Source organism: Janthinobacterium psychrotolerans (genome assembly GCF_001677885.1).
GTDB classification, from domain to species: domain Bacteria; phylum Pseudomonadota; class Gammaproteobacteria; order Burkholderiales; family Burkholderiaceae_D; genus Janthinobacterium; species Janthinobacterium psychrotolerans.
The window spans coordinates 32189-44276 of record NZ_LOCQ01000031.1 but is presented as its reverse complement, the minus strand read 5'-3'; the positions used below and the strand labels follow the sequence as shown (position 1 = coordinate 44276).

Sequence of the window (12088 nt, the reverse complement as noted above, 5' to 3'; positions counted from 1 at the left end):
GCCTGCCGCCGGTGATCGACCGTGACATTTTATTGGTCAGCGATGGCCATCCTGCCTATCCCGCTTTTGCCAGGGAGATCGGCATCGAGCATGCGGCGGTCAACCTGCGGGCCGGCATCCGCGTACGCGGCACCGTGCATGTGCAGAACGTCAACGCCTATCACAGCCGGCTGCGTGACTGGCTGCGTGCGTTTCATGGCGTGGCCACGCGCTACCTGCCCAACTACCTGGGCTGGCGCTGGATACTCGACGCCAGGAGAATATTGTCCCCCGAAAGCTTGCTCAGGGCCACTTTGGGGACGTTCCCACATTTGATGGTGACATAGCCTAAAAAAAAGCAGGCCGCGTGGCCTGCCTTCGTGTGGACCGAGACGCCCGTCGGGACGGGCGCTACGCGTTTACTCTTCTTCGTATGAACTGATCGGCGCGCAGCCGCAGAACAGGTTGCGGTCGCCGTAGACATTGTCGGCGCGGCCCACCGGCGGCCAGTACTTGCGCTCGCGCAGCGAGGCGACCGGATAGGCGGCCACGCTGCGGCTGTATTTGCGGTCCCAGGCGTCGGCCAGCAGCACCTGCGCCGTGTGCGGCGCGTGTTTCAATGGGTTGTCGTCGTGGTCGAATTCACCGCTGGCGACCTTGGCGATCTCGTGGCGTATGGCGATCATGGCGTCGATGAAGCGGTCCATCTCGGCCTTCGATTCGCTTTCGGTCGGCTCGATCATCAGCGTGCCCGGTACCGGGAAGCTCATGGTCGGCGCATGGAAACCGAAGTCCATCAGGCGTTTGGCCACGTCTTCGTTGCTGATGCCGGTGGCGTCGGTGATCGGGCGCAGGTCCAGGATGCACTCGTGGGCGACCAGGCCGTCGTGGCCGGTGTACAGCACCGGATAGTGCGGCGACAGGCGGCGCGCGATATAGTTGGCGGCCAAAATCGCCGTCTCGGTCGCCGCTGTCAGGCCTTCGGCGCCCATCATGGCGATATACATCCACGAGATCGGCAGGATGCTGGCCGAGCCGAACGGCGCGGCGCTGACGGCGCCGATGCCCGATGCGTCACGCTCGTAACCGGAAGAGCGCTGGTTCGGCAGGAATTTCGCCAGGTGGGCGCCGACGCCGATCGGACCCACGCCTGGTCCGCCACCGCCGTGCGGGATGCAGAAGGTCTTGTGCAAATTTAAATGCGAGACGTCGCCGCCAAACGAGCCGGGTGCGGCCACGCCGACCAGCGCGTTCATGTTGGCGCCGTCGATATACACCTGGCCGCCGTGCGAATGAATGATCTCGCACAGTTCCTGGATGCCTTCTTCGAACACGCCGTGGGTGGACGGGTAGGTGACCATCACGCAGGCCAGGTTGGCACTGTGTTTTTCCGCCTTGGCCTTCAAGTCCGCCAGGTCGACGTTGCCGTTGGCGTCGCAGCTGGTGACGACCACCTGCATGCCGACCATATTGGCCGATGCCGGGTTGGTGCCGTGCGCCGACGACGGAATCAGGCAGATATTGCGGTGGCCTTCGCCGCGCGACTCATGGTAGGCCTTGATCACCAGCAGGCCCGCATATTCGCCCTGCGAGCCGGCGTTCGGCTGCAGCGACACGGCCGCGTAGCCGGTCAGCGCGCACAGCATCTCTTCCAGCTGGGCGATCATTTCGCGGTAGCCGACGGTTTGCGCGTCGGGCGCGAACGGGTGGATGTTCGAGAACTCGGGCCAGGTGACCGGGATCATTTCGGACGTCGCGTTCAGCTTCATGGTGCACGAACCGAGCGGTATCATCGTGCGGTCCAGCGCCAGGTCCTTGTCGGCCAGGCTGCGCAGGTAGCGCAGCATTTCGTGTTCCGAGTGGTAGCTGTTGAAAACCGGGTGCGTCAGGTAGGCGCTGGTCCGGCTCAGATTGGCCGGCAGCGCGCTTTCCACCGCCGCCTCCACCTCGTCCAGGTCCGGTGCGGCAGGCGCGTTGGCCACGCCGTGTGCAAACACGGTCCACAGCAGGGCGATATCGTCGCGGGTGGTGGTTTCATCGAGCGACAGGCCGACGTGGGTGGCGTCGATCTTGCGCAGGTTGACGCCGTGGGCAATCGCCGTGGCGTGCAGTGCGTCGGCGTCGGCGACCTGGATCGTCAGGGTGTCGAAGTAGGTCTGGTTGACCACCTTGTGGCCCAGGGTTGTCAGGTTGGCCGCCAGCACGCCCGTAAAGCGGTGCACGCGCCTGGCGATCTGCAGCAGGCCGACCGGGCCGTGGTAGACGGCGTACATCGAGGCCATCACGGCCAGCAGCACTTGCGCGGTGCAGATGTTCGAGGTGGCTTTTTCGCGGCGGATATGCTGCTCGCGCGTTTGCAGGGCCAGGCGATAGGCTTTGTTGCCTTGCGCATCGACGGTCACGCCGACCAGGCGGCCCGACATATTGCGCTTGAAGGCGTCGCGGGTGGACAGATAACCCGCGTGCGGGCCGCCGAAACCGAGCGGCACGCCGAAGCGCTGGCTGTTGCCGACGACCACGTCGGCACCCCATTCGCCGGGCGGCGTGAGCATGGTCAGGGCCAGCAGGTCGGCCGCGACGATCACCATCGCGCCGCTGGCGTGCAGTTTTTCGACGCCGGCGCGGTAGTCGCGCACCACGCCGTTGACGCCAGGGTATTGCAGCAGCACGCCGAAGCAGTCGCCCAGCGCTTCGATTTCAGCCGGGTCGAACGTGCGCACTTCGATGCCGATCGGCTCGGCGCGCGTCTGCACCACTTCCAGCGTTTGCGGCAGCACGTCGCTGGCGACATACAGCACGTTTGATTTCGACTTGCCGACGCGCTGGATCAGGGTCATCGCTTCGGCGGCGGCCGTGCCTTCGTCGAGCATCGAGGCGTTGGCGATGCCCATGCCGGTGAGATCCGTGATCACTTGCTGGAAGTTCAGGATCGCTTCCAGGCGGCCTTGCGAAATCTCGGGCTGGTAAGGCGTGTACGCCGTGTACCAGGCCGGGTTTTCAAAGATATTGCGCAGCACCACGCCAGGCGTGAAGGTGTTGTAGTAGCCCTGGCCGATCAGCGATTTCAATACCTGGTTCTTGCCGGCGATGGCTTTCAGGCGCGACAGCGCTTCCTGTTCCGGCATCGGCTGCGAGTAGGCGCCCAGCGGCAGCGCGCCCTGGTTGCGGATATTGGCCGGCACCAGCGCATCGATCAGCGCGGTGCGCGAGGCGTAGCCCAGGGTGGACAGCATGGCTTCCTGTTCGGAAGGGGAGGGGCCGATATGGCGGGCGATGAAGGCATCGCGTGCTTCGAGTTGGGTCAGGCTGGTGCGGGTCATGGTATAGAGGCCAAAAAGACTGAAAAAACCGGGGTGCGGCGCGCGGGCGCTGCGCATGAAAAATGCAAACGGGCCGCAAGCGCGGCCCGTGGATCAAGCGTGATTACTCGCCGGTGGCGGCGCCGTAAGCGGCGGCGTCGAGCAGGCCGTCCAGCGACGATACGTCCACCGGCTTGATCTTGAACAGCCAGTTGGCGTAGGCGTCGGCGTTGATCGATTCCGGCGCGTTGACGACGTCGTCGTTGACGGCGGTAACTTCGCCCGAAACCGGAGCGTAGATGTCGCTGGCGGCCTTGACCGATTCGACCACGGCGGCGTCGTCGCCGGCGGTAAAGGTGGCGCCGACGTCAGGCAGTTCGACGAACACGATGTCGCCCAGTGCATCCTGTGCGTACTCGGTAATGCCGACGGTGACCGTGCCGTCCGCTTCCAGGCGTACCCATTCGTGGGAGGCGGTGTACTTCAGGTCTGCAGGAATGTTCATGTGTGGCTCCAGATGTAAATGTTCGGTTTTTGGTGATTGAGTTTGTTTTGTCTTGCGCATGCTCTATACGTTACGCAACCAGGATTTTACCGTTGCGCACGAAAGGCAGCTTGACGACCGACGCCGCCAGTTGTTTGCCGCGAATTTCCACCTGCACGGTGTCGCCCACGTTCACGCCGTTGGGCACGCGCGCCAGTGCGATCGCTTCCTGCATCGACGGACTGAAGGTGCCGCTGGTGATTTCACCAGCCTGGTCGCTGCCGGCGACGATGACCTTTTGATGGGCGCGCAGCACGCCGCCTTTTTCACGCAGGATCAGGCCGACGAATTGCGCGTTCTGGCCTTTCGCCAGCAAGGCTGCCTTGCCGATGAAGTCGCGTTCGCTGACCAGGTCGATGGTCCAGGCCAGGCCGGCGTCGAGCGGGTTGACGCTTTCGTCCATGTCCTGGCCGTACAGATTCATGCCCGCTTCCAGGCGCAGCGTGTCGCGTGCACCGAGGCCGGCCGGCTTCACGCCGGCGGCCGCCAGCGCGTTCCACAGCGCTTCGGCCTCGGTTGCGGCCACGCCGATTTCAAAACCGTCTTCGCCCGTGTAGCCGGTACGCGCCAGCATCACTTCGCCAAATGGCGTGTCCTTGACGATGACGGCGTTGAAGGGCTTGATCGCTTCGGAGGCGGCCTGCGTTTCCGGCAGCACCTGCCATACCCTGGCGCGCGCGTTCGGGCCCTGCACCGCGACCAGCGCCATCGGATGGTTGGCGCTGCGGCGCTCGGTGATCGTCAGGCCGCTGTTGGTGGCGCTGTTTTGCTGCCGCATCCAGGCCACGTCTTTTTCGGCCGTGCCGGCGTTGACCACCAGGCGGAACCAGTTTTCGTTGAAGAAGTAGACGATCAGGTCGTCGATGACAGTGCCTTCGGCGTTCAGCATGCACGAATACAGCGCCTTGCCCGACACTTGCAGCTTGTCGACATTGTTGGCCAGCAGGCCGCGCAAAAAGGCGCGCACGTTCGGGCCTTCGATGTCGACCACGCACATGTGCGACACGTCGAACATGCCGGCGTCGCTGCGCACGGCGTGATGTTCTTCGATTTGCGAACCATAGTTGACAGGCATGTCCCAGCCGCCGAAATCGACCATGCGGGCGCCGCTGGCACGGTGGGCGCTATTGAGTGGGGTTGCGTTGAGCGTCATTGATTCCTCGGAACGAAGGTGAAAGGGGAGGGATAACAGTACATTAACAGTACCGTTAACAGCACACGCAATGGACTGGCCGACACGGCTTTCCAGCGTGAACATCACCCCCCTGTCCTTGGTACCTGAGAGATTACGGAGACAATCGCTCCGTGCGCCCCTTCGGTGGACCGCCGGCAGTGCCGCGGTCGCTCTCCAGAGTTGAGCCGCAGCATGGCCGTTGCCATCGTTGCGCCTCGCCTGATCGGTCCTTTTGCCTGAGAGTTTTTGGGTAGTGCCCCTTCGGCGGCAACGCGAGTTTGCCCTCTCCCGATCAAGTGGTGGGAATATATGCCAGCAGGGGTTTTCTGTCAATCTGTAAACCGCCTGCCCGCATGCACCAGAATGGGGCTTGCGGCCTGATGTTTCCTGAATGTAAGTGTGTTGCGTCCGGGATCAGCAAGACGACGGCGGGAGCTGAAATTTGCTATGCTCAATACCCTCATCACCGTCCTTGCCGAAGAGTGATTGCCATGAGCGAAACCCATAACAGCATCGAGCAGCACGGCTGGTTCACCCTGTCGGGCGACGTCAACAGCGACATGGTGCGCCGCGTCTTCAACGCCGTGGCCGACATGACCGAAGACAAGCTGACCACCGCCCACATCCTGATCCAGTCCAACGGCGGCTATGTCAGCGACGGCATCTGCCTATACAACTTTCTGAGCAAGCTGCCGATCAAGCTGGTCACGTACAACACCGGGGCGGTGGCCTCGATCGCCGTGACCCTGTTCCTGTCGGGCCAGCAGCGCTATGCCAGCGATACGGCGCGCTTCATGGTGCACAAGTCGCATGCCACGGCCTCGCCCGGCGCGCGGCCCGACGCGCTCAGCATCATCGTCGAAGGCTTGCGCGCCGACGACCAGCGCACCGAGCGCATCTTGCGCGGCCATGTGGCCTTGAGCGAAGAGCAGTGGATGGTGCATGCGTATTCCGACCTGCACCTGACGGCGGAGCAGGCACTGACGGTGGGCATGGTCGAGGCGATCCGCGATTTCGAAATTCCCAAGGGCAAGCGCCTGACCAATATCTGAAGACGCAAAAAAGGCCTGGTCCGGCACGCCGGTCAGGCCCGTTGTCGCAACTTTTCCCGCCGTCAGAGCGGTTCAGGAAAAGCCATTATTTGCCGCTTTTGCTGCCGCCGCCACCCGATTGCTTGTTGCCGTCGTTTTTGTGGCTTTGACGGCCTGCTTCCACGTGCTGCTCATGGGTGCCGCCCTGCTTGCTGCCCTGGCTGGCGCTGCCGGACTGCTTGTTGCCGCTGGCGGAGCCGCTACCGGATTGCTTGTTGCCTTGATCGCCTTTTTGATTCGAGTTCATCATATTTCCTTTGAGAAATTAAAGAGTCACGAAAAAAGTCATGCGCCGGAGCGCATCGGTAAAGGGGCGCAAGCCTTTGTTCCTGGCTGGCTCCCCTTGGCTGATGTGTGCCGGTAATGCATGATGCGCGGCAACGATGAGTGCGACCATCGGAACACCACTTGGCGCTGTGTAGGATTTGGCCTGCTTTCTTGTTGGAAATATATTTCTCAAATGTAAACGGATGTAAAAGTTGGCGGCGTGGCCCTGAAAACGCCGGCCTGTGCGCGCCAGTCATGGCATAGTGCAGCCTGCATATCAATGAGCGCAGTGATGATGAATTGGTGGAACGCAATCTCCTTTACGGCCGACATGTCGGTGCTGGGGCCGGCCGGCGTGGGCGTCGCCGTCTGGCTGCTGGTGTCGAAGCAGTGGCGCCTGGTACTGAGCTGGAGTTTGTGGTACGGCGGCGGCGGCATGCTGCTGGTGGTGCTATCCAAGCTGGCCTTTATCGGCTGGGGTATCGGCAGCGCCAGGCTGGACTTCACCGGTTTCAGCGGCCACGCCATGCGCGCCGGCGCCGTCTTTCCGGTGCTGATGTATGTGGCGCTGCAACGCGCACCGCTGTCCTGGCGCCAGGCTGGGGTGCTGCTGGGCGTGGCCTATGCCTTGCTGGTGGCGACCTCGCGCGTGGTGGTGCAGGCACACAGCGGGTCGGAAGCGGCCAGCGGCTGCTTGCTGGGGCTGGCGATGGCCTTCGGTTTCATGTGGCAGGCCCGTGGCGCCGTCAATTTTGCGGTCAGCCATGCGCTGGCGCTGACCAGCCTGGCGCTGATGGTGCTCATTACTTTCAAGGCCGAGCCGATGCCGACCGAAGACTGGCTGCAGAAAATCGCCCTCAGGCTGTCGGGCCACGAACGGGTTTTTTCGCGTGCCGACTGGCAACTGGCGGGGCGGCCCTGAACGGCGAGCGCGGCTTGCGGTTTTTTGGCCAGAAAAGACGAGGCAAATGGTATGATGGGCCACTTTTTTACGACAGATAACCGCCAGCATAGGCAGGAACTTTAAAACACGTGCGTCTCTCTTCCATCAAGTTGTCGGGGTTTAAGTCTTTCGTCGACCCCACCAATTTTCAGGTGCCGGGCCAGCTCGTGGGCGTGGTCGGACCGAATGGCTGCGGCAAGTCGAACATCATCGATGCCGTGCGCTGGGTGCTGGGCGAATCGAAAGCATCGGAATTGCGCGGCGAGTCGATGCAGGACGTGATCTTCAACGGCTCGACCCACCGCAAGCCGGCCGGGCGCGCCTCGGTTGAACTGGTGTTCGACAATAACGACGGCAAGGCCTCTGGCCAGTGGGGCCAGTACGCCGAGATCGCCGTCAAGCGCACCCTCACGCGCGACGGCACGTCCACCTATTACATCAACAGCCAGCCGGTGCGCCGGCGCGATATCCAGGATATTTTCCTTGGCACCGGTCTCGGTCCCCGGGCCTACGCGATTATCGGCCAGGGCATGATTTCGCGCATTATCGAGTCGCGCCCGGAAGAGCTGCGCGTGTTCCTCGAAGAGGCGGCCGGCGTATCGAAATACAAGGAACGCCGGCGCGAGACGGAAAACCGGCTGCAGGACACGCGCGAAAACTTGCTGCGCGTCGAAGATATTCTGCGCGAACTGAACGCCAACCTGGAAAAGCTCGAAGCGCAGGCGGCCGTGGCCACCCGTTTCCACGCCTTGCAGGCCGACCAGGAAGAAAAACAGAAGCTGCTCTGGCTGCTGCGCAAGAACGAAGCGCAGAGCGAGCAGACGCGTTACTTCCGCGAAGTGGAACAGGCGCAGACCGACCTGGAAGAACAGACGGCCAAGCTGCGCAATGTGGAACTGAGCCTGGAACAGATGCGCCAGGCGCACTTTGCCGTCGGCGACCGCCTGCATACGGCGCAGGGCCATCTGTACCAGACCAATGCGGAAATCGGCAGCCTCGAAGCGCAGATCAAGTTCGTGATCGAATCGCGCGCGCGCCTGCAGGCGCAACTGGCCACCCTGACGGCCCAGCGCGACCAGTGGAGCAGCCAGGGCAGCGAATACCAGGAGCAGCTCGAGGAAGCCGAATTCCAGCTCGAAGAGCTGGCCGCCAAGGTCGAACAGTCGCAGATGATGGCCGAGCAGAAGGGCGAGCAGTTGCCCGAGCTCGACGCCGCCTGGCGCGCCGCCCAGCACAAGAGCACGGAGTCGCGCGCGAAGATCATGCAGGCGCAGCAGCAGCTGGAGCTGGAGTCCGCGCACCAGCGTAATGCATCCAATATTCTCAACAGCCTGCTCTCGCGCCGCGAGCGCCTGCAGCAGGAAAAAAACAGCCTCAGCCTGCCTGACAGCAGCCATCTGGAAAACCTCAGACTGCAGCTGGAAGAAAAGCAGCAGGCGCTGGAAGAGCAGGGCTTTTACCTGGAAGAGGCGCTGGAACAGCAGCCCAAGCTGGAGCAGGAGCGCAGCGAGGCGCAGGCCCAGGTCAATGCCGAAACGGCGGCCAACGCCCAGCTCGAAGCGCGCCTGTCGGCCTTGAAACAGTTGCAGGAACGGGTGCAGACCCAGGGCAAGGTCCAGCCCTGGCTGAAAAAACACGAACTCGACACCTTGCCGCGCCTGTGGCAAAAGCTGCAGATCGAAGCGGGCTGGGAAGCGGCGATGGAGTCCATCCTGCGCGAGCGCACCTCGGCGCTGCAGCTGTCGAATATCGACTGGGCCAAGGCCTTCTTTGCCGACGCGCCGCCGGCCAAGCTGGCCCTGTATGCGCCGTCGACCGTGCCGCCGCTGCCGCAGCCTGATGTGCCTGGCCTGAAACCCTTCATCAACCTGTTGAAACTCAATGACCCCGGCCTGCGCGGCCTGCTGCAGGACTGGCTGCATAACGCCTATGCGGTCGAAGACGCGGCCGAGGCCTTGGCGGAACGAAGCAAGCTGCCGCCGGGCGGCTATTTCGTCACGCGGGCAGGCCACGTGGTCACCAGCGGCAGCGTGCGCTTTTACGCGGCCGACTCGGAACAGGAAGGCATGCTGGGCCGCCAGCAGGAGATCGACAATATCGGCAAGCAGGTGCGTGCCCAGCAGCTGCTGGCCGAAGAGGCGCGCGCCCGTTCGGTGCGCGCCGATGCGGCAGTCGCTGGCCTTGCGCGCAATCTGTCCGAGTTGCGCCTGCGCATACAGCAGCTGACGTCCTCGGTGCATACCTTGCAGCTGGACGTGGTCAAATTGTCCGAAGTCGAGGCGCGCTTCAACCAGCGCAGCACGCAGATCGGCGCGGACCTTGCAGAAATTGCCACCCAGGAAGCCGAGCAGCAGCAGATCAAGGCGGAATCGGAAGAAAAATTCGAACAGCTCGACATGGAGCTGGGCAACCTGCAGGAGGCGCACGAAGACGGCCAGACCGACTTCCTGCGCAAGGAGCAGCGCCTGGCCGAGGCGCGCGACGCCTTGCGCGATCTCGAGCGCGCCGCCAAGGACACCGAATACGCGGAAAAATCGCAGCGCACCCGCATCGAGGAACTGCGCCGCAATATCGCCACCGCCAGTACCCAGGCCCAGCAAGTGACGGCCAGCCTGCAGGCTGGCCAGCTGGAGCTGGCCAAGCTGGAAAGCGGCGCGGCCAACGACGGCTTGCAGGACCTGCTGGAACGCCGCACCACCCAGGAAAAAGCGCTGGCCGATGCGCGCCATGAGCTCGATCAGGTCGCGCAGCAGCTGCGCCTGCTTGAGGATGGGCGCACGCAGTCCGAGCGCAGCTTGCAGCCGCAGCGCGACAAGATCATGGAAATGCAGCTCAAGGAACAGGCCGCGCGCCTGAACCAGGAACAGTTCGCCCAGCAACTGCTGGAGTCCGGCGCCGACGAAGCGGCGCTGGCGGAAAAGCTGCACCCGGACATGCGCCCGTCGTATCTGCAGGGCGAAGTGACGCGCCTGACCAATGCCATCACGGCGCTGGGCGCCGTCAACCTGGCCGCGCTCGACGAACTGGCGCAGGCGTCCGAGCGCAAGAATTTCCTCGACGCCCAGAACGCCGACCTGACCGAAGCGATCAATACGCTGGAAGACGCGATCCACAAGATCGACAAGGAAACGCGCGACCTGCTGCAAGACACCTTCGACAAGGTCAACCACCATTTTTCGGAACTGTTCCCGATCCTGTTCGGCGGCGGGCAAGCCAGGCTGACCATGACGGGCGACGAAATTCTCGATTCCGGTGTACAAGTGATGGCGCAACCGCCTGGCAAGAAAAATGCCACCATCCATCTGTTGTCAGGTGGAGAAAAAGCGCTGACCGCGACCGCACTGGTGTTTTCCATGTTCCGCCTGAACCCGGCGCCGTTCTGCCTGCTCGACGAAGTCGATGCGCCGCTGGACGATTCGAACACGGAACGCTTTTGCCGCATGGTCAAGCGCATGTCGGACCAGACACAATTCCTTTTCATTTCGCATAACAAGATTGCGATGGAAATGGCCCATCAATTGATCGGTGTGACGATGCAGGAGCAGGGCGTATCGCGCATCGTGGCGGTGGACATGGAGTCCGCCGCAAATTTTGCTACCGAGGCACAAGCAGCATGACAGATCTTCAAATTACCTTGTTCGGCGCCGGCGGCGTCTTTATCGTCGCCGTGTTTTCCTACAATAAATGGCAGGAATACAAAGCCAAGAAAAGCGTCGAGCGCGCTTTTTCAAATGACCATGACGACGTGCTGATGCGTGAAGGCGAGGCGCCTGGCGCTTCGTCTTCGATGCCGGCCGAACCGGTGCTGCGCCAGGAGCCGCGCTTCGATCCGGCGCCAGCAAATGCCGCCAAGACCGAGCCGTCGTTCGGCGCCGCGCCCGCCAGGCCGGCGCCGGCCGTGTTTGCCGACGAAGTGGGCCAGGGCGATACCGCTTACGGGCTCGAAACGGCGCCCTCGCCATCGCAGGCACCGACCGCCGCCAGCGAACTGGCCACCAGCCTGGTCGATCCGCTGATCGATTGCCTGCTGCCGCTGTCGCTGGAAGCGCCCGTGCGCGGCGAAAAAATCCTACCGGTGCTGCAAACCCTGCGCTTGGTCGGCAACAAGCCGGTGCACTTCATCGGCCTGCACGTCAATGGCGACTGGGAGCCGATCACGCATGGCGGCGTCTACACGAAAATGCAGGGTGGCGTGCAGCTGGCCAGCCGCACCACGGCCTTGAACGAACTGGAATATTCGGAACTGGTCACGCGCCTGCGCGTGGTGGCCGACGAGATCGGCGCCGAGCCGGAAGTGCCCGACATGATGGAAGTGATGGCCGAAGCGCGCAATCTGCACCGTTTCGTTGCCGGCCACGACGCCCAGCTGGGCGTCAACCTGCACACCAACGGCGCGCCGTGGGCGATTGCCACCTTGCTGATCGCGCTGGAAAAGCAGGGCTTCGATGTGCGTCCGGACGGCCGCTTCGTGATGCCGGACGGCCAGGGCGGCCATCTGTTCTCGCTGTCGACCAATGTCACCCTGGCCGAGGAAACCACGCCGCGCCTGACCCTGCTGCTCGATGTGCCGTGCGTGGCGCCGGCGCGTGACGGTTTCGGCGCCATGGTCGCCTGCGCCCGTTCGCTGGTGGGCCGCCTGGACGCGACCATCGTCGATGACTACAACCAGGCCTTGTCGGACCCGGCCCTGGCCGAAATCGCCGGCCAGGTACAGGAGTTTTACCAGGAAATGGAAGCGGCCGACATCCCGGCCGGTTCCACCCGCGCACTGCGTTTGTTCAGCTGAAGAAT

9 protein-coding genes and 2 riboswitches are annotated in these 12088 nt (G+C 63.1%); of the genes, 5 read left to right on the top strand and 4 right to left on the bottom strand.

Annotated elements, in window-relative coordinates:
* On the top strand, window positions 1-326 hold a 326-nt coding region (locus ASR47_RS01330), incomplete at its 5' end, for an IS1595 family transposase (protein ID WP_150127622.1).
* A gap of 72 nt (window positions 327-398) precedes the next feature.
* Here ASR47_RS01330 and gcvP read toward each other — a convergent pair.
* The 3 genes from gcvP to gcvT form a co-directional block, all read right to left on the bottom strand.
* Window positions 399-3299, bottom strand: a complete 2901-nt coding sequence (gene gcvP / locus ASR47_RS01325) for an aminomethyl-transferring glycine dehydrogenase (RefSeq protein ID WP_065305975.1) — start codon at window positions 3297-3299, stop codon at window positions 399-401.
* Window positions 3300-3402: 103 nt separating this feature from the next.
* On the bottom strand, window positions 3403-3783 hold the full coding sequence (gcvH, locus tag ASR47_RS01320; RefSeq protein ID WP_065305972.1) for a glycine cleavage system protein GcvH: 381 nt from the start codon (window positions 3781-3783) through the stop codon (window positions 3403-3405).
* Between the two features lie 70 nt (window positions 3784-3853).
* Entirely contained in the window at window positions 3854-4975 is a 1122-nt protein-coding gene (gene gcvT / locus ASR47_RS01315) for a glycine cleavage system aminomethyltransferase GcvT (RefSeq protein WP_065305971.1), read from the bottom strand.
* A gap of 102 nt (window positions 4976-5077) precedes the next feature.
* Window positions 5078-5184: riboswitch (glycine riboswitch) on the bottom strand.
* A gap of 26 nt (window positions 5185-5210) precedes the next feature.
* Window positions 5211-5297: riboswitch (glycine riboswitch) on the bottom strand.
* A 190-nt stretch (window positions 5298-5487) separates the two neighbouring features.
* Here gcvT and ASR47_RS01310 point away from each other — a divergent pair.
* Window positions 5488-6048 carry an ATP-dependent Clp protease proteolytic subunit gene (locus tag ASR47_RS01310; RefSeq protein WP_065305970.1) on the top strand — a complete coding sequence of 187 codons (561 nt, stop codon included), beginning with the start codon at window positions 5488-5490 and terminating at the stop codon, window positions 6046-6048.
* 85 nt (window positions 6049-6133) lie between these two features.
* On the opposite strand, the gene ASR47_RS01305 is transcribed toward ASR47_RS01310, so the two are convergent.
* Window positions 6134-6337, bottom strand: a complete 204-nt coding sequence (locus tag ASR47_RS01305; RefSeq protein WP_245714223.1) for a hypothetical protein — start codon at window positions 6335-6337, stop codon at window positions 6134-6136.
* A 309-nt stretch (window positions 6338-6646) separates the two neighbouring features.
* On the opposite strand from ASR47_RS01305, the gene ASR47_RS01300 reads away from it, so the two are divergent.
* From ASR47_RS01300 to ASR47_RS01290, 3 genes are all read left to right on the top strand, one after another.
* Entirely contained in the window at window positions 6647-7276 is a 630-nt protein-coding gene (locus ASR47_RS01300; RefSeq protein WP_245714224.1) for a phosphatase PAP2 family protein, read from the top strand.
* 110 nt (window positions 7277-7386) lie between these two features.
* Window positions 7387-10914, top strand: coding sequence for a chromosome segregation protein SMC (gene smc, locus ASR47_RS01295; RefSeq protein WP_082988649.1), 3528 nt, complete (start codon window positions 7387-7389; stop codon window positions 10912-10914).
* Window positions 10911-12083 carry a cell division protein ZipA C-terminal FtsZ-binding domain-containing protein gene (locus ASR47_RS01290; RefSeq protein ID WP_065305967.1) on the top strand — a complete coding sequence of 391 codons (1173 nt, stop codon included), beginning with the start codon at window positions 10911-10913 and terminating at the stop codon, window positions 12081-12083. The genes smc and ASR47_RS01290 overlap by 4 nt, the downstream gene beginning before the upstream one ends.
* Window positions 12084-12088 lie beyond the last annotated feature (5 nt).